At 64.1% G+C, this 18,255-nt stretch carries 17 protein-coding genes; 10 read left to right on the top strand and 7 right to left on the bottom strand.

All coding sequences use genetic code 11. From position 1 onward, the window contains the following. Positions 1-43 precede the first annotated feature (43 nt). The 3 genes from NANH_RS0120680 to NANH_RS0120665 all read left to right on the top strand — a co-directional run bounded on the left by NANH_RS0120680 (position 44) and on the right by NANH_RS0120665 (position 3,300). Positions 44-1,051, top strand: a complete 1,008-nt coding sequence (locus tag NANH_RS0120680) for an ABC transporter permease (protein ID WP_027263766.1) — start codon at positions 44-46, stop codon at positions 1,049-1,051. Then, the gene (locus NANH_RS0120675) at positions 1,044-2,030 is read left to right on the top strand and encodes an ABC transporter permease (protein WP_081710498.1); all 987 of its coding nucleotides are present in this window, start codon (positions 1,044-1,046) and stop codon (positions 2,028-2,030) included. Before NANH_RS0120680 ends, NANH_RS0120675 begins: the two co-directional genes overlap by 8 nt. Positions 2,031-2,241: 211 nt before the next feature. After that, positions 2,242-3,300 (top strand): YeeE/YedE family protein, encoded by a 1,059-nt coding sequence (locus NANH_RS0120665; RefSeq protein ID WP_027263764.1) that lies wholly within the window; start codon positions 2,242-2,244, stop codon positions 3,298-3,300. A gap of 18 nt (positions 3,301-3,318) precedes the next feature. Here NANH_RS0120665 and NANH_RS0120660 read toward each other — a convergent pair whose 3' ends face one another. The 6 genes from NANH_RS0120660 to NANH_RS0120635 form a co-directional block, all read right to left on the bottom strand. Then, positions 3,319-4,794, bottom strand: a complete 1,476-nt coding sequence (locus NANH_RS0120660) for a serine/threonine-protein kinase (protein WP_161631378.1) — start codon at positions 4,792-4,794, stop codon at positions 3,319-3,321. 80 nt (positions 4,795-4,874) lie between these two features. Continuing rightward, positions 4,875-6,155 (bottom strand): DUF3422 family protein, encoded by a 1,281-nt coding sequence (locus NANH_RS0120655; RefSeq protein WP_027263762.1) that lies wholly within the window; start codon positions 6,153-6,155, stop codon positions 4,875-4,877. A gap of 171 nt (positions 6,156-6,326) precedes the next feature. Further along, positions 6,327-7,760 (bottom strand): NAD(P)(+) transhydrogenase (Re/Si-specific) subunit beta, encoded by a 1,434-nt coding sequence (locus NANH_RS0120650; RefSeq protein ID WP_027263761.1) that lies wholly within the window; start codon positions 7,758-7,760, stop codon positions 6,327-6,329. Positions 7,761-7,772: 12 nt separating this feature from the next. Continuing rightward, a complete protein-coding gene (locus NANH_RS0120645; protein WP_027263760.1) occupies positions 7,773-9,347 on the bottom strand; it encodes a Re/Si-specific NAD(P)(+) transhydrogenase subunit alpha in 1,575 nt (524 codons plus the stop codon). 122 nt (positions 9,348-9,469) lie between these two features. Continuing rightward, a complete protein-coding gene (locus NANH_RS0120640) occupies positions 9,470-9,946 on the bottom strand; it encodes a methyltransferase family protein (RefSeq protein WP_081710496.1) in 477 nt (158 codons plus the stop codon). A gap of 28 nt (positions 9,947-9,974) precedes the next feature. Further along, on the bottom strand, positions 9,975-10,922 hold the full coding sequence (locus NANH_RS0120635) for an MBL fold metallo-hydrolase (protein WP_027263758.1): 948 nt from the start codon (positions 10,920-10,922) through the stop codon (positions 9,975-9,977). 180 nt (positions 10,923-11,102) lie between these two features. Between NANH_RS0120635 and kynU the strand changes: the two genes are divergently transcribed. From kynU to kynA, 3 genes are read left to right on the top strand one after another with little or no spacing between them, the layout of a single operon-like run. Continuing rightward, positions 11,103-12,296: a kynureninase gene (gene kynU / locus NANH_RS0120630; RefSeq protein WP_027263757.1), complete on the top strand. Its 1,194-nt coding sequence runs from the start codon at positions 11,103-11,105 to the stop codon at positions 12,294-12,296. Further along, entirely contained in the window at positions 12,293-12,775 is a 483-nt protein-coding gene (locus NANH_RS0120625) for a GNAT family N-acetyltransferase (RefSeq protein ID WP_036050163.1), read from the top strand. Before kynU ends, NANH_RS0120625 begins: the two co-directional genes overlap by 4 nt. Next, positions 12,772-13,605 (top strand): tryptophan 2,3-dioxygenase, encoded by an 834-nt coding sequence (gene kynA, locus NANH_RS0120620; RefSeq protein ID WP_027263755.1) that lies wholly within the window; start codon positions 12,772-12,774, stop codon positions 13,603-13,605. The genes NANH_RS0120625 and kynA overlap by 4 nt, the downstream gene beginning before the upstream one ends. Before the next feature lie 6 nt (positions 13,606-13,611). Here the strand turns inward: kynA and NANH_RS0120615 are convergent, their stop codons facing one another. Beyond that, positions 13,612-14,193, bottom strand: coding sequence for a TetR/AcrR family transcriptional regulator (locus NANH_RS0120615; protein ID WP_027263754.1), 582 nt, complete (start codon positions 14,191-14,193; stop codon positions 13,612-13,614). Between the two features lie 116 nt (positions 14,194-14,309). Between NANH_RS0120615 and NANH_RS0120610 the strand changes: the two genes are divergently transcribed. From NANH_RS0120610 to NANH_RS29390, 4 genes are all read left to right on the top strand, one after another. After that, a complete protein-coding gene (locus NANH_RS0120610; protein ID WP_027263753.1) occupies positions 14,310-14,774 on the top strand; it encodes a (2Fe-2S)-binding protein in 465 nt (154 codons plus the stop codon). Positions 14,775-14,778: 4 nt separating this feature from the next. Beyond that, the gene (locus NANH_RS0120605) at positions 14,779-17,046 is read left to right on the top strand and encodes a xanthine dehydrogenase family protein molybdopterin-binding subunit (RefSeq protein WP_027263752.1); all 2,268 of its coding nucleotides are present in this window, start codon (positions 14,779-14,781) and stop codon (positions 17,044-17,046) included. Positions 17,047-17,133: 87 nt separating this feature from the next. After that, positions 17,134-17,619, top strand: a complete 486-nt coding sequence (locus NANH_RS0120600; protein WP_027263751.1) for a thioesterase family protein — start codon at positions 17,134-17,136, stop codon at positions 17,617-17,619. 64 nt (positions 17,620-17,683) lie between these two features. After that, entirely contained in the window at positions 17,684-18,154 is a 471-nt protein-coding gene (locus NANH_RS29390; protein WP_051372524.1) for a hypothetical protein, read from the top strand. Positions 18,155-18,255: the final 101 nt, after the last annotated feature.

Raw genomic sequence — 18,255 nt, 5'->3', positions numbered from 1 at the left:
TGGGTTCGACCCTGTTGATGACAGACGAGCAGAGGCTTTCTGAATGCTGACATTCACGATCCGGCGTCTGGTGCTGGCCGTCCCGACCCTTTTGTTCATCGCATTGGTGATCTTCCTGCTGCTGGAACTGGCACCGGGCGATCCCATGGCGCAGGTGCCCCTGACGGTACCCCCCGAGGTCAAGGAAAAGATGCGCCTGGCGCTGGGACTGGGCGAACCCGCCTATATCCGGTTCTGGAAATGGATCGTGCAATTCTACTGGATCGAACCGCAGGTGCTGTTCGATCATATCTTCGGCACCCATTTTGCCGAAGGCAAGCTGCGGGTAATCAGCTGGCAGACCCGCAGCCCGGTCATGGACATCGTGGTTCAGCGCATCCCGCAAACCCTGTGGGTCGTCGGCACGGCCTATGTGGTCGCCATCCTGATCGCCCTGCCCATCGGCATCTATTCGGCCTACCGGCAATATTCGTGGTTCGACCAGCTGGGCACGTTCGTGTCCATGGTCGGGTTTTCGGTGCCGCCGTTTTTCTCCGGCGTGCTGGTGATCGTGATCTTCTCGGTCAATCTGGGCTGGTTCCCGTCGATCTATGACACCACGCTCAAGGTGGTGGATTGGGACAGCTTCATGCTGCAACTGCAACAGATGATCATGCCGGTCATGGTGCTGGCGCTGCAAATCACCGCCCAGATCAGCCGCTTCATGCGCGCATCCATGCTGGACAATCTCAATCAGGACTACGTGCGCACCGCCCGCGCCAAGGGGCTGGGCGAATACACCGTGGTCATGCTGCATGTGCTGCGCAACTCGATGATCCCGGTGGTCACGGTCATCGCCCTGGGTGTTCCGGCCATCTTTGGCGGTGCCATCATCACTGAACAGGTGTTCAAGGTGAACGGTATCGGCCAGCTGCTGATCGGCGCGATTCAGGCCAACGACCTGCCGATGGTGCAGACGCTGGCCTTTATCTTTGCCATCCTGATCGTGCTGTTCAACCTGATCGCCGACGTTCTGTATGGCATTCTGGACCCGAGGATCCGCTATGACTGAACCGCGCCACGACCCTGCGAGTGATCCGGTCGACACCGTCGCGGCCATAATCGCGCACGATCACACCGCGCCGCTGGGCAGCGGCCCCCATCCCGACAGGCCACCGCGCAGCCAATGGCTCGACGTCTGGGATCAGTTCAAGACCCACAAGGGCGCGCTGTGGGGCGGGATCATTTTTGTCCTCATCGTCGCCGGTGTCTTCCTTGGCCCCCTGGTATGGTCGATAGATCCGACCCATATCGATATCCGCGCCCGCAACCAGGGCCCCAACCTGTCGCATCCCTTTGGCACCGATCAACTGGGTCGCGACATCATGGCCCGGATGATGGCCGGCGGACAGACTTCGGTTTCCGTCGGCATAACCGCGATGCTTCTGGCGCTGTTCCTGGGCTCGTTCGTTGGTGTCACCGCCGGGTTCTTCCGCCGCCTTGACGGCCCCCTGATGCGTCTGACCGACCTGTTCCTGGCCTTGCCCCTGCTGCCCCTGCTGCTGGTGATGATGCTGCTGTTCCGCGAACCGCTCAATGCGGCGTTCGGACCCGAACAGGGTATCTTCATCCTGATCGTCTGTGCCATCGGCATCACCAGCTGGATGCCCACCGCCCGCATCGTGCGCGGCGACGTGCTGGCCCTGAAGGAACGCGAATTCGTGCTGGCCGCACGCAGCATCGGCACCACCAATACCAAGATGATCACCCGTCACATCCTGCCCAATGTGCTGTCGCCGATCATGGTTTCGGCCACCCTGGGCATTGCCACGGCGATCATCACCGAAAGTGCGCTATCCTTCCTCGGCCTGGGCTTTCCACCCGACTTCCCCACCTGGGGGCGGCTTTTGTTCGACGGCACCGACTATCTGCAACAATATCCCGAACGGGTGATCTGGCCCGGCGTGGCGATTTCGCTGACCGTGCTCAGCGTGAACTATCTGGGCGACGGGCTGCGCGACGCCCTGGACCCGCGCATTCGCGGGCGCTGAGGCGTAAATAAGAACGGTCCCGCCCTTTGCGCAGGCCGTTCAGAGCGATCGACCCGCCGGCGCGACCCGGTCCGGAACGATCGGATCGCCCGCCCCCTCGGTCCGGAACATACGTCCCCCAAAACACCCGGCCGCCAGCGTCTCTGCCCCTTGAAAGCCCAGGTCAGCCGCGCAATCTGGAACATTATTCCGGATCTGCGGGGGATCAACCATGTTCGAGACATTCGGCTTCGAAGACACCACGGCGCGCCAGGTCAGCGTTCTATTGGCGCTGGCCCTGGGCATTCTGTTCGGCTTTTTCGCCGAGCGCACAAAATTCTGTTTCCGCCGCGCGCTGGTGGGTGAAGACCGCCGCGCTGCCGCCGGTGTCTGGCTGACCGCGCTGGCCGTGGCCGTGCTGGGCACGCAGATTGCCGTCGCAATGGGTCTGATCGACTTTGGCACGCACCGCTTCATGGCCGCCGATCTGCCGCTTTTGGCCATCGTCCTGGGCGGGCTGCTGTTTGGCGCGGGCATGGTGCTGACTCGCGGATGTGTCTCTCGCCTGACGGTCCTTGGCGGCTCTGGCAACCTGCGGGCGCTGCTGGTGCTGCTGGTCTTTGCCGTCATCGCCCATGCAACGCTCAAGGGGGTTCTGGCGCCGCTGCGCGTGGCCCTTGGCACGGTGACCGTGCCACTGGGTGAAACCGTGTCGCTGGCCGCCCTGCCCGGCGGAGCGCTGCTGTGGGCCGGGCTGATCGCGGTGGCTGCATTGGCCTGGGCCGCTCGGTCGGGCAACGGCATCGGTGCGGTGCTGATGGCGGCGCTGATCGGCCTCCTGGTGCCGCTCGCCTGGGTCGGCACCGGTTATGTGCTGCTGGACGAATTCGACCCGATCGCGATGGAAAGCCTGTCGTTCACCTCTCCCTCGGCGGAAACCCTGTTCTTTGCCATCGCGTCCTCCTCCATCCCCGCCGGGTTCGGCACCGGCCTGGTCGGCGGTGTTCTGCTGGGCGCGCTGACCGCTTCGCTGCTGTTCGGCACCTTCCAATGGCAGAGCTTTGACAGCCCGCGCCAAACCGGACGTTACCTGAGCGGCGCGGCCCTGATGGGCGTCGGCGGCGTGCTGGCCGGAGGCTGCACCGTGGGCGCGGGCCTGTCCGGCGTACCGACCCTCAGCTTTGCCGCGCTGCTGGCGGTCCTGTCCATCGCCGTCGGGGCCGTGACACTGAATGCGCTGCTGGGCCGCTCGTCCGCAAGCGCGGGCGTGGCCCTCAGCCCCGCAGAATGACACCCCGCGCGTCGTCTGTCAGAACAGGCGGCGCAGGCCTTCCACAGCCGTGACCACCCCGGCCACAAGCGTCGTCAGGGCCAGCGCCCGCGCGATCAGTGTTTCATAGTTCATCCACCACGGCCTGAGCGACCGCCCGACCTTGGCATGCAGCTCATTCAGCATCCCCAGTGCGCGCAGCCGGTCGTCCGCGGTTTGGGCTTCGGCATATTCATTCGCCAGTGCGACCATGGTCACCGACAGCAGGTCTTCAGACGGTTTGCCCGCCAGTTCCCGATAGGCATCGATCCTCAGGCAGATGGTTTCGGTCAACCGGTCCCGCGCATCCGGCGCGTTGATCAGGTCCAGCGCCCGAAACGGCAACGCCACATCCGCGCGCTGCGCCTTGTTCCGCACGACCCGCGCGACGAAAAAGCTGGACAGGACCAGCAGCACCCCCCCCGCGATCAGGGCAACCCCCAGAACATGCGGGGTCCTGAACCCCTGTTCCCGAAACGCGCTGAGGATACCCAGCCGATAAACGGTGCCACCGAGGACAAGCCCGCCGATGATCAGCACGACCGCCAGCACCGGAATCACAGCCCTTGCCAGGCCGCCGCCACCTTTCGGCGGCGCATGGCTCCGAGCAGGCGGTACAGGACGCTCCGCAACGATCTGGGGCGCTGCTGGCGCGATGGGATCGCCCGTTCCCAACGCATCTTGCAGCAAGGCATCGATCCTCGCGATGGCACCGCTGGCATCCGGGCGCCGGGCCGGGTCCGCCGCCAGCATGTCGCCCAGCAGCAAACGCAATGAAACCGGCGCGGCGCTGACATCCGATGCATCCGCATATTGGCGGACAAGGTCGGCAATCGATTCGCCCTGACGAAAACTCCGCCCGGTCACAGCCTCATAGAGAACCGCGCCGAGCGCCCATATATCCGATGCCGCGCTTTGCGGCGCACCGGTGATCTGTTCCGGCGACATGTACAGCGGCTTGCCCGCAAATTCGCCCGCCACAGTGGTCTTGCCGATCTGGCTGTCTTCGATCAGACCGCCCAACGCATCAAAATCGATGAGAACCGCGCCGTGATCGGACAGAATGATGTTTTCCGGGCTGATGTCACGATGCACGACGCCGTTGTCATGCGCCGAGGCCAGCCCGATCAGTATATCGCGCGCCATGCGCAAACCCGCGTCCCGCGTCACCGGCCCGGACGCCAGCCGATGCTTCAGACTTTCGCCCTCGACATATTCGTAAATCAGGGCGTCTGGACCGGGGTCTCCGGGCAGAAAGGCGATAAGCCTCTGCAGATGGCGATTGACCATCCTGCGCGCCAACTCGGCTTCGCGCTGGCACAAATCCCGGCTCAGCCCGACATCGGGACGCACCTTGACCACGACGCGCCGGTCGCTGCGCATATCCCTCGCCGACCAGGTCTCGCCAAGGCTGCCCCGTCCCAGTTGTTGCCAATCGGAAAATCGGCCTTCGGTATCGCGGATCGGAGATTTCACCTGTTTTTGTGCCTCCTGCCTGAGCGCCACACCACAGACTGCCAAAATACACCGGCCATGTCATCGGGTTTGAACGAGGCTCAGCCTATCTTGCGCCGGATCCGCCGGATCGCAAGCCAAACCAGCGCGACAACCGGCAGAGTGATCAGCGCGGTCAGCATCCCCTTGCTGATCCCGGCAGCCACCGTCATCGGGTACAGCAGATACCCCGCCAGCGACACCGCGTAGTAGCTGATCGCCACCACCGACAGCCCCTCGACCGTATGTTGCAGTCGCAATTGCAGATCGGCACGGCGGTCCATGCTGGCCAGCAGCGCCTGATTCTGGGCGCTGCGCTCCACATCCACCCGTGTACGCAGCAGATCGCCCGCCCGGATCGCCCGGTCGGCCAGCGCCTGCAACCGGGTCTCGGTGGATTTCACCGTGCGCATCGCCGGCTCGTACCGGCGCATCATGAACTCGCCAAAGGTCTGCCGCCCCTGAAACCGCTCCTCGCGCAGCACCGCGATGCGCTGATTGACAATCGCCTCGTAGGCCCCCGTGGCCCCAAACCGGAACGAGGTCCGCGCGGCCATGGTTTCCAGCTCGGCCGAGATCGCCAATAGCTGTGGCAACGTCACCTCGGCGGCGGTCTCGTCACCGGTCATCTCGATCATCAGCTCGGTCAGCTGGTTGTCCAGATCCGCGATCTGTCCCGACAGGGACCGCACCCGCGCAAACCCCAGCATCGACATTGCCTTATAGGTTTCGATCTCGCACAACCGCTGCACGACGCGCCCGATGCGGCGCGGGTCGGTGGCGGGATCGACAAACACCGCAAACCGCAGATGTCCCGCCGGATCGATGCGGAAATCGCCCCCGATCACCGCCGTTCCGTCCAACACCTCGGCCACCGCCAGGCTCTCGGGCACGAACCATTCGCGCAGGGCCGCGTCTATCCACGCCTCATCGGGGCGCGGCTCGATGCGCAACATCGCCGATGTGATCCGCTCACCGGGCGCATTGTCCAGCCATTCGCCTGGAAAGACCTGAAAATCCGTCGGATCAAAGGCGCGCGCACTGACGCTGTCCGAATAGGCCGTATAGGTGACAAACTCGGTATGCTGTTCCCATTTCAACACGTGGCGGCCGACCTGACCCGAATAATGCGTGGCTCCGGGCTGCGGGTGGGGCGCGCCGTGGCGATCCAGCAGATCGATCAGATGCGCCAGATCGACCGCGCGATCCCGGCTGACGGCCTCGGCAGGTTGCTTGATCGCGATATGCACCACGCTGCTTGAGGCCGACATTTCCGGAAACGGGCGCGCGTGCAGCTCGTTGGCAAGCCGGTAACGTAAAGGATGGTCCTGAATGGGCGGCATTGGGTGTCCTCGTTTACGCACCTGTATACCGCGCTTCCAAATATATTAAAAGTTTTCTTTTCAATCAATGCCTTACCGGAATACCGCCGTATACCGAACCGATCGCATCCAACATGAAAAAGGCCCCGTCTGAAAAACAGACGGAGCCCCGGACCCGGCATTCGCCGCGTGTCAGTCGATCATCGGCAACAGTTTATCCAGGCTGGCCTTGGCGTCGCCATAGAACATGCGGGTGTTCTCTTTAAAGAACAACGGGTTCTCGATGCCCGAGTATCCGGTGCCCTGCCCACGCTTGGACACGAACACCTGTTTCGCCTTCCAGCATTCCAGTACCGGCATCCCGGCGATGGGGCTGTTGGGGTCTTCCTGTGCCGCCGGGTTCACGATGTCGTTGGACCCGATCACGATAGCCACATCCGTGCTTGGAAAGTCATCGTTGATCTCGTCCATTTCCAGGACAATGTCATAGGGCACCTTGGCCTCGGCCAGAAGCACGTTCATATGTCCCGGCAGACGCCCGGCAACCGGGTGGATCGCGAAACGCACGTTCTTGCCCTTGGCCCGCAGCTTGCGCACCAGTTCGCTGACCGATTGTTGCGCCTGCGCCACCGCCATGCCGTATCCCGGGATGATGATGACACTGTCCGCATCGTTCAGGGCCGAGGCAACGCCGTCGGCCTCGATGGCGACCTGCTCGCCCTCGACCTCCATCTGGGGACCGGAGGTTCCGCCGAATCCGCCCAGGATCACGCTGACAAAGTGACGGTTCATCGCCTTGCACATGATATAGGACAGGATCGCACCGGAGGAGCCAACCAGCGCCCCGACCACGATCAGAAGATCGTTGCCGAGCGAAAAGCCGATCGCCGCAGCGGCCCAGCCGGAATAGCTGTTGAGCATCGAAACGACCACCGGCATGTCGGCCCCGCCGATGCCCATGATCAGATGATAGCCGATAAACAGCGCCGCCAGCGTCATCAGGATCAGCGGCAGCACCCCCCCGGTGTTGAAATACCAGATCAGGCAGATCAGCGACAGGCCCGCAGCCCCCGCGTTCAGCGCATGCCCGCCGGGCAGCTTGGTCGCCGTCGAGTTCACCTTGCCCGCCAGTTTGCCGTAAGCAATGACCGAGCCAGTAAAGGTGATCGCACCGATGAACACGCCCAGGAACAGCTCGACCCGCAAGATCGAGATTTCAACCGAGGTCTTGTGCGCCAGAAGCGCTGCAAACCCGTCCAGCGCCTCGCGCTCCTCGGGGCCCATGGCCAGCACGTTGCCCAGTTCGATATGCGCGTTCAGGCCGACGAACACCGCCGCCAGACCGACCAGCGAATGCATTGCCGCCACCAGCTGTGGCATCTCGGTCATCTGCACCCGCTGCGCCACCACGTATCCGATGGTCCCGCCACCCGCGATCAGCAGCAGCGACAACAGCCACAGGCCCGACCCCGGTCCGATCAGCGTGGCGATAACGGCCAGCGCCATGCCCGCGATGCCATACCAGACCGCGCGCTTGGCGCTTTCCTGCCCCGAAAGACCGCCAAGCGACAGGATGAAGAGAACAGCCGCGACCACATAGGCCGCCGTCGTGAATCCGAATTCCATAGCTCCGGTCCTTTACGATTTCTGGAACATGGCAAGCATGCGCCGCGTGACGAGGAAGCCGCCAAAGATGTTGATCCCGGCCATGAAAATGGACAGCCCAGCCAGCAGAATCACCAGAAAGCTGCCCGACCCGATCTGCATCAGCGCACCGAGGATGATGATCGAACTGATCGCGTTGGTCACCGCCATCAACGGCGTATGCAGACTGTGGCTGACATTCCAGATCACCTGGAAGCCGACAAAGACCGCCAGAACGAACACGATGAAATGCTGCATAAAGCTGGCCGGGGCCACCAGCCCCACCCCCAGCAATATCGCCGCACCCACCACCAGCAGGGTCACCTGCTGCTTGGTCTGCGCCTTGAACGCGGCCACTTCGGCGGCGCGCTTTTCGTCCGGCGTCAGCTCCTTGGGTTTTTCCTTGGGCTTGGCCGCGATCGCCTGGATCTTGGGCGGCGGCGGCGGAAAGGTAACCTCTTTGTCATGGGTCACCGTGGCCCCGCGGATCACGTCATCTTCCATGTTATGGTAGATCACGCCGTCCTTTTGCGGGGTCAGGTCGGTCATCATGTGGCGGATGTTGGTGGCATACAGGGTCGAAGACTGCGCCGCCATCCGAGACGGGAAATCGGTATAGCCGATGATCGTAACCCCGTTGTCGGTCACGACTTTCTCGTCCATCACGGTCAGTTCACAGTTGCCGCCGCGTTCGGCCGCCAGGTCGATGATGACGCTGCCGGGCTTCATCGCCTCGACCATGTCCCTGGTCCACAGCACCGGTGCCGGCCGGTTCGGGATCAGCGCGGTGGTGATGACGATGTCGATGTCAGGCGCGATCTCGCGGAACTTCTCCAGCTGTTTGGCCTGAAACTCGGGGCTGGACGGCGGCGCATAGCCGCCTGTGGCCGCACCATCGGGCAATTCGCTGTCGTCGAACTCGAGGAACACGAACTCGGCCCCCATGCTTTCGATCTGTTCGGCCACCTCGGGACGCACGTCGAACGCATAGGTGATCGCGCCCAGGCTGGTCGCGGTTCCGATCGCCGCCAGCCCGGCGACACCGGCCCCCACCACCAGCACCTTGGCCGGGGGCACCTTGCCCGCCGCCGTCACCTGCCCGGTGAAAAAGCGGCCAAAGTTGTTGCCCGCCTCGATCACCGCGCGATAGCCGGCGATATTGGCCATCGAAGACAGCGCATCCATCTTCTGCGCCCGCGAAATCCGTGGCACCATGTCCATCGCGACGACCGTGGCCCCCTTGTCGGCGGCCTGCGCCAGCAGCTCGTCGTTGGAGCCGGGGTAGAAGAAAGAAATCAGCGTCTGGCCCTTGCGCAACCGCTTGACCTCGGTTTCGGTCGGCGGGCGCACCTTGGCCACGACATCGGCAACCTTGAACAGCGCCGCGGCGGTCTTGACCACCTCGACCCCCGCCGCCTCATAGGCCGCGTCAGAAAACCCGGCCTCATGTCCCGCACCCGTCTCGATGGCACATTCGTGACCCAGCTTTTGCAGCGCAGTCGCGCTATCGGGCGTCATTGCCACGCGGCGTTCGCCCTCGTGGATCTCTTTCGGCGTCCCAATCTTCAATCTCAATCCCCCTGCTTCACCCTTGTCGGGTGCAAATTGGCCAAATTTGTGGATGTTTCCCTACCGCGCGCTTTGCGGTTGCGCAAGCGCTCCGAGAGGTCCCGATACTATTGTTTACGCTTTCACAGCCATCTGCGCACTTTTGTTTCGTACCGGTGAAATTCCTTTCGGAAAATACGCCGCAGCCGGGTCTCTTCGGGCAGGACAAAGCGCCGCTCGATCACCCAGACAAAAATCGGCACCAGCGGCAGCGACAGCACCGCGTCAAACCGCAGGATCAGCCCGGCAAGGATCAGCGTATCGGCCAGATAGATCGGATTGCGGCTGCGTTTGTAAATCCCCGAGGTGATCAGCGCGACCGGGGTCTTGTGAGGATTTATGGTGGTATGGTGGCGGCGGAACTCGGTAATGGCCAGCGCCATCAAAACGATGCCACCGCCCACCAGCAGCCCCCCCAACAGATCCACCACCCCGCTGCGCAGGCTCAGCCCCAGCGGGAGAAGCCGCGCCTGAACCCAGGCCAGCACGATAAAAGCCGCCAGCCACACAGGCGGCAGATCAAGTCGCCTTACCGCAGGCATGCCGGGGTCGTCCGTCATGTTCCGCGCGTGACTTCACGACAAAGCGTCATTCCCACTCCATCTCTTCAAACACCCGGCCCGCGTTCTTGGTGGCCAGTTCCTCGAACGTGTCCAGATGCGCCCAGTTGGCCTGATCCACGTAATAGGCTCCTGCCAGATCGCCGCCGTCTTCGATATGGGCACCGATCTTGCTGCGCAGATCAAGCAGATAATCGCGGGTATAGCGTCGCACCTGCGCCAGATTGGTGGGGTGGCCGTGACCGGGAATCACATAGGTCGGGGCCAGCGGCTCCAGCTTGTCGTCCCAGGTCTCGATCCAGCATTTGGTACAGCCGCCTTCGAAAATCGGCAGCATCCGTTCGTGAAACGCAATATCTCCGGCGATCAGCATGCCCCAATCGGGCAGCCAGACCTGGGCATCCCCCGGGTCGTGCGCCGGTCCAAGATGCAGCACCTTGATGGTGACTCCGCCCATCGACGCATCGTACGTGTCCGCAAAACTCAGATTGGCATGTTCGACCCGCGTGCCTTCGGCCTTGTCGCGATTGTATCGTTGCATTCCCTGCAGGATGAAATCGCCATTTTCGCGGGTTTCCGCCACCGCATCTTCATGCGCCAGCACATCGACCCCCAGATCCCGCCAATAGGCATTGCCAAGCATCGCGTGGCCCTGACCGTTCTCGTTGATCACCAGAACCACCGGCTGATCCGTCACCGCCCTGATCTCGTCATGCAGCGCCGCCGCCAGGCGCACCGACGCGCCGCCATTGACCACGACCACCCCGGCCTCGGTGACGATAAAGGACAGATTGTTGTTGTGCCCCGCATTCTCATAGGTCGGCGGTGCCGTTGCCCCGATGGCGGAAAAAACATGCGGGATCACCTCGACCGGTTTGGAATACAACTCCGATTGCGGATACTGATCGGCGATATCTTCGCTGGCCAGTACAGGGGGCGCTGCGATCAGCAGAAGGGCGGTGAACAGGTGTTTCATACGGGCATCCTTTCGTTCACCGATACATTCACAGATGCGAATGGGTATGTAAAGCGATGAGATGCCGCTTTCCCGGCCCGTTTGCCGGCCGATCCGGGACAAGGGGCTGGACAGCCCCAGACCGCGCCGCTATTCACCGATAGGTGCTTTAGGTTTAAAATATATACGGAGGAACACGCCATGACCGATTTTGCCGCCACCAAGGCGATGTTCGACCTGCCGCCGGGGGTGCTCTATCTCGATGGCAACTCGCTGGGCCCCCTGCCCAGCGCCGCGCCCGGGCGGATCGCAAACATGCTGAGCGACGAATGGGGCCAGATGCTGATCACCGGCTGGAACAAGGCGGGCTGGATGGCCCAGCCGATGGCCCTGGGCGACCGGGTCGGGCGTCTGATCGGGGCCGAGCCCGGTCATGTGGTGTTGGGCGATACCCTGTCGATCAAGGTCTATCAGGCGCTGGCCGCCGCCTTGGCGCTGAACCCGGATCGCCGCGTGGTGCTCAGCGACAGCGGCAATTTCCCCTCTGACCTCTACATGGCACAGGGGCTGTTGAGCAGTCTCGACAAGGGCCAGGAGCTGCGCGTGGTCGCGCCCGAAGACGTGGCCGACAATATCACCGACGATATCGCCGTGCTGATGCTGACCGAGGTCGATTACGGCACCGGGCGCTGGCACGACATGGCCGACCTGACTCGCCGCGCCCATGCCGCCGGGGTCGTGACAGTCTGGGATCTGGCCCATTCGGCGGGGGCGGTGCCGGTCGATCTGGCCGGTGCGGGGGCAGACTTCGCCGTCGGCTGCACCTATAAATACCTCAACGGCGGCCCCGGTGCGCCAGCCTTTATCTATGTCGCCCCGCGCCATGCCGGCAACGCCCTGCCTGCCCTGTCGGGCTGGCTGGGGCATGACAGCCCGTTCGCCTTTGAACAGACCTATCGCCCCGGCACCGGGGTCGCCCGGATGCGTGTCGGCACCCCGCCGGTGATCCAGATGACCGCGCTGGAAACCGCGCTCGACATCTGGGACCTGGCCGACATGGCCGATGTGCGCGCCCGCTCGGTGGAACTGACCGACCTGTTCATTCGGCTGATCGAAAGCGCCTGCCCGATGATGGCCCTGTCCAGCCCCCGCGAAAGCGACCGGCGCGGCAGCCAGGTGTCGTTCCGCTTTGCCGATGGCTATGCCGCGATGCAGGCGCTGATCGCGCGCGGCGTGATCGGCGATTTCCGCGCCCCCGACGTGATGCGCTTTGGCTTTACGCCGCTCTATATCGATCAGGACGACGTGCAGGCGGCCGCCGCGATCATCATCGACGTGATGACCAACCGCCTGTGGGATCGCCCCGAATATCGGGTCCGTTCCGCCGTCACATGACCCTGACCCTGCGCGCCTATGTCCCTGCCGATTGCGCCGCCTGCTGGGCGCTGTTTCATCGCGCGGTCCAGATCGGGGCGCGCGATCACTACGATCAGGCCCAGCGCGACGCCTGGAGCCCCGCCCCGCCCGAACCGACGCCCGAGCGTTGCCAGCGTCTGGAACAGGCCCACACCCTGGTGGCCTGCATCCAGGACGCGATCGCGGGCTTCATGACGCTGGAGACCGACGGACACCTGGATATGGCCTTTGTCGCCCCCGAACAGATGCGGCGCGGCATCGCCACGGCCCTGCACGGCGGGCTGCTGGACATTGCCCGCGACCACGGCCTGACACATCTGACCGCCGATGCCAGCCTGCTGGCACAGCCGTTCCTGACCCGGCGCGGCTGGCGGGTGATCGGGCGCGAAACCGTGCGGCGCAACGGCATCGCCCTGCCCCGCTTTCGCATGGACCTGACCCTGGAGACCACCCCATGACCGACCCCTATGATCCCGCCCGCGAGGGTGCGCAGATGTCCTTTGACGGGCGCATGTCCTATGGCGACTACCTGCAGCTGGACAAGCTCCTGACCGCGCAGAATCCCCTGTCGCAAGCGCATGACGAGATGCTGTTCATCATTCAGCACCAGACGTCCGAACTGTGGATGCGGCTGGCGATTCACGAACTGACAGCGGCGCGTCAGACCATGACCGGTCCCGATCCCCGCCCCGCCTTCAAGATGCTGGCACGGGTGGCGCGCATCTTTGAACAGCTAAACAATGCCTGGGATGTGCTGCGCACCATGACACCCAGCGACTATACCACCTTTCGCGAGAGCCTGGGGCAGTCCTCGGGGTTTCAATCGCACCAGTATCGTCAGGTCGAATTCCTGCTGGGCAACCGCAACCCGGCCATGCTGCGTCCACACGCCCATCGCCCCGACGTCACAGCGCTATTGACCGGCGAACTGGCGCGCCCCTCGCTGTATGATGTCGCCTTGCAGGCGCTGAACGCCGCCATCCCGGTGCCCCAGGCAGTGCTAAAGCGTGATGTCAGCCAGCCCTATGTGGCCGACCCCGGCGTCGCGGCGGCCTGGACCGTGGTTTATCGCGATCCCGCCACCCATTGGCAACTGTACGAACTGGCGGAAAAGCTGGTCGATCTCGAAGATTACTTCCGGCGCTGGCGCTTTAACCATGTCACCACCGTCGAACGTGTGATCGGTTTCAAACGCGGCACCGGCGGCACCGGCGGCGTCAGCTATCTCAAGCGCATGCTCGAAGTCGAACTGTTTCCCGAACTCTGGCACCTTCGGACCGACCTATAGGCCAGCTCAGCCTGCCGCCAGACCGGCCCCCAACAGGGTCGCCAACTGCGCGACCCGCCGCGTATAGGCGTCATATTCCGGCACCGCCGACTTGATCCCCTTGAGCGCGGCGGTCAGAGTGGCTGCCACTTCAGTGGGCGACTCCGCCAGTGCGATTCGTCCCGCTGCGGCCTGCCCGGCCAGCCAGCCGGCATAAACCTCGACCAGCCGCGCCTCGCCCGCCGCCGTGATATCGGCGGCGGTGGCATTGCCGGCATCCAACAACTCGATCCCGTGCGGCGATGTCAGCATCGCCTGCATCAACGCTCCGCCCTGCGCGGCAAAAGCCGCCGCCAGAACCTCGGGCACTGACCCATCGGCCTGCAACGCCAGATCCACCGCCTCTGCCGCCCTGTCGTAATATTGCTGCGCCAGACTGCGAAAAATGTCGTCCTTGTTGCGGTAATGCAGATACAGCGCCGGGCGCGACACACCCGCGCCGCGCGCGATGTCATCCATCGACGTCTTGCGATAGCCATAGGCGGCAAAGGCCTGCCACGCCGCCTGCAAAATCGCCTCTCGCCTGGGATCGCTCGCACTGCCCTTCATGGCGTCACGCTGACAGTCCGCTCGCGCCCTGTCAATTGACATTCTGACGTTTTAGTGTATTTATGTCATAATGTCAGATATCACCACAGCCATGCACAGCCACATAGGGGTCCGCCATGTCCACCCAGCTCACCGTCAATGGAACCCCGCATCGGGTGGATCTGCCCGATGATGTGCCCCTGCTCTGGGTTTTGCGCGACGAGATCGGGCTGACCGGCACCAAATTCGGCTGCGGCGTCGCCGCCTGCGGTGCCTGCACCGTGCAGATCGACGGCGAGGCGGTGCGCAGCTGCCAGGTCTCGCTGTCCGATGTCTGGGGCGATGTCACCACCATCGAAGGCCTGGGCACACCCGATTCGATGGCCGCTATCCAACAGGCATGGGTCGCGCATCAGGTGGCTCAATGCGGCTATTGCCAGTCGGGTCAGATCATGCAGGCCGCCGCCCTGCTGGCCGAAACCCCGGACCCCACCGATGCCGAAATCGACGACGCGATGCAGGGCAACCTGTGCCGTTGCGGCACCTATCCCCGTATCCGCGCCGCGATCCATACCGCCGCGGCTAAGATGAAAGAGACATAGCCCCATGTCACGCATCGGAACCATCGCCCGCCGCACTTTCCTGATCGGCTCTGCCGCCATCCTCGGCGGAGTCGCATTCGGCGTCTACAAGGTGCGCCAACCCGCCCCCAACCCGCTGACCCCCGCCCCCGGCGCGGCGGCGCTGAACCCGTTTGTGCTGATCGACCAGCAGGGTATCACGCTGATTGCGCCGCGCGCCGAGATGGGACAGGGCGTGCACACCACCTGGGCCGCCCTGATCGCCGAGGAACTGGACGTGGACATCGCCGCTGTGCGGGTGCTGCACGGCCCCGCCGCCAAGGCCTATTACAACAGCGCCATGGTCGCCGACGCCCTGCCCGGCAAAGGCTATGACACCAGCGAATTCCAGCACACGGTGGGCGAAGCCCTGGGCGGGGTGGGCAAGCTTATCGGGTTGCAGGTCACCGGCGGGTCGACCTCGATGAAGGACGGCTTCATCCGCATGCGCCAGGCCGGTGCCACCGCGCGCGAGACCATCAAGCAGGCCGCCGCCGAGCGCCTGGGCCTGGACCGTGCACAGTTGAAAACCGAAAACGCGCAGGTGATCGCGCCCGACGGCCAGACCATTCCCTATACCGATCTGGCCGAAGCCGCCGCCCTGATCGACCCGCCGCACGTCGAACTGCGCGACGCGCGCGGCTGGCGCTATCTGGGCAAATCGGTACCGCGCGTGGACATGGTGGGCAAATCCACCGGCACGGCGCAATTCGGCATCGACGTTCGCCTGCCGGGGATGAAATTCGCCGCCCTGCGGATCAATCCGAACCTGGGCGGCACCATGAACGGTTTTGACGCCAGCGCCGCCGAAACCATGCCCGGAGTCGAGCGGGTGATCGACCTCGGCACCGGCATCGCCGTGGTCGCCACCAACACCTGGCTGGCGCAACAGGCCGCTGATGCGGTGGACATCGACTGGGGCGCAGCCCCCTATCCGCCGGAAACCGACGCGATATTTGCCCGCATCGCACAGGCGTTCGATGACAAGCCGAACTCGACCCTGCGCGACGACGGCAATGTCACGTCCCCACGCGACGGCGGTGACACCGCCACCCTGCCCAAAGGCACAATCTCCCTCAGCGCGGATTACAAACTGCCCTATCTGGCCCACGCCACGATGGAGCCACAGAACGCCACCGCCCTGTTCACCCATGACGCGCTCGAAATCTGGTGCGGCAACCAGTCCCCGATCTTTCAGCAACAGGCCTGCGCCAAACTGGCCGGGCTGGACCCGGACGCGGTGCAGATCCACACCACCCTGATGGGCGGCGGTTTCGGCCGGCGCGGCGAGCCGGACTTTGCCGCCTATGCCACCCAGGTCGCCATGGCGATGCCCGGCACCCCGGTGCAGCTGACCTGGTCGCGCGAAGAGGACATGACCCACGACTACTACCGCCCGGGCGCGCTGGCCCGGTTCACCGGCACGGTCAAGGACGGACAGGCGGTGATGCTGGACGCCCGGATCGCGGCACAATCGGCCACCCATCAGGCCCTGAACCGCTGGGCGGGCCTGCCCGCCGCCGGTCCCGACAAGGTGCTGGTGGACGGTGCCTTCAACCAACCCTACGCCATCCCCAACTACCGGGTGCGCGGCCATGTGGCGGATCTGGACCTGCCGGTCGGCTTCTGGCGTTCGGTCGGGGCGTCGTTCAACGGCTTCTTTCACGACACTTTCATCGACGAGATGGCCCACGCCGCCGGGCGCGACCCGCTCGACTTCCGGCTCGAGCTGATCCGCCCGGTCCACGCCCCCAGCGCCGGCACCCTGGACACCGTGCGCCAGATGTCGGGCTGGACCGGCAAAACCCCCGAAGGCGTCGGGCGCGGCGTCGGGTTCACCTACAGCTTTGGCACCCCCGTGGCCCAGGTGATCGAGGTGGTCGACCAAGACGGCAGCATCCGCATCACCCGCGCCTGGATCGCCTGCGACATGGGAATCGCGCTGGACCGGAGCATCATCGAGGCGCAGATGATCGGCGGCATGATCTATGGTCTCTCTGCTGCGGCCTATGGTAAAATCACCTTTTCCGATGGCGCGGTGCAACAGCGGAACTTTCCGGATTACGACGCGATCCGCATGCACACCGCCCCCCTCACCGAGGTCGCGATCCTTGAAGCGAACACCTATCTGGGCGGCGCGGGCGAACCGGGCACACCGCCAGCGATGCCCGCGCTTGGCAATGCGCTGTTTGACCTGACCGGCACCCGCGCTCGCGAACTGCCCCTGTCCAACAGCTTTGATCTGCGGGTCTGACCCCGATGCCACAAGCCGCGCGGCTTGTGGCTTTTGCACCCCACGGCGCTGGGTTAGGGTCGGGCAAACCGAAACAGGAGACGCCCGATGACCGCCCCCTTTCTGTCCAGCACCAAGACCGTGAAACCGGAATGGATCGACTATAACGGCCACCTCAACATGGCCTACTACAACGTGCTGTTCGACACCTCTGTCGACGAGGTCTACGCCGACCTCGGCCTGGGCGCCGACTATGCCCGCACACGCGGCTTCACGACCTACACGGCGGAATTCCACATCTGTTATGTGCGCGAACTGCACGAGGGCGACCGCGTCCAGGTCAAATTTCAGATGATCGACCACGACGACAAACGCTTTCATACCTATCAGGAACTCTATCACGAAGACGGCTGGCTGGCCGCCACCGGCGAGGCGCTGGGGCTGCATATCGACATGAGCGGCCCGCGCGTCGCGCCGTTTCCGCCCGATATCGCCGACAAGATCGCCGCCATGGCCCGCCTTCACGCTGACCTGCCCCGCCCCGAACGCGTCGGGCGCAGCATCGGCATCCGGCGCAAATCCGCCCCCGCATGAGGTATCTGGAACTGCCGCCGCCGCTGGGCTAGGCTGCATCCGAACAACGTTGAAAAGCGAACCCATGCCGCGATACGAATACAAGGTCGTCCCAGCCCCCGCCAAGGGTCAGAAATCCAAATCCGTCAAAACCCCCGAAGGCCGCTTTGCCCTGTCGGTCGAAGAGGTATTGAACGAAATGGCCGCCCTGGGCTGGGACTATCAGCGCGCCGAACTTCTGCCCAGCGAAGAGCGCACCGGCCTGACCGGCAGCACCACAAACTGGCGCAACGTGCTGGTGTTCCGCCGCGCCCTTGAAGAGGAGTCGCAGGTGCTGACCGCCCCGGTGCTGGACGCCCCCGGTCGCCCGGTCCCGATCACGGCCCCCGCCCCGATCGCCGCACACGGCCCCACACCGCATCTGTCCGATCAGCCCGCCAAGGCACCGCCCCAGGATCCGCCCCTGACGGCTCCGGCCCACGATCCGGTCCATGAGCCCGAAGTCGCCCCCGCCAGCGACGGCAGCCCGATCCGGTTTCCCGACCGCCGCAGCTAATGCGGTTCAGATCCTGATCGGAACTGGCGTTTGGGCAAAGCGCGAGGCAGCGATTTCCGATGCGACCCAAACCTGAACTGCCATAAAGCGCATCGCCCGCG

It is taken from the genome of Sedimentitalea nanhaiensis DSM 24252 (assembly GCF_000473225.1).
Taxonomy (GTDB): Bacteria; Pseudomonadota; Alphaproteobacteria; order Rhodobacterales; family Rhodobacteraceae; genus Sedimentitalea; species Sedimentitalea nanhaiensis.
Note: the sequence above shows the minus strand (reverse complement) of the source record. Positions and strands in the feature narration are given on the sequence as shown.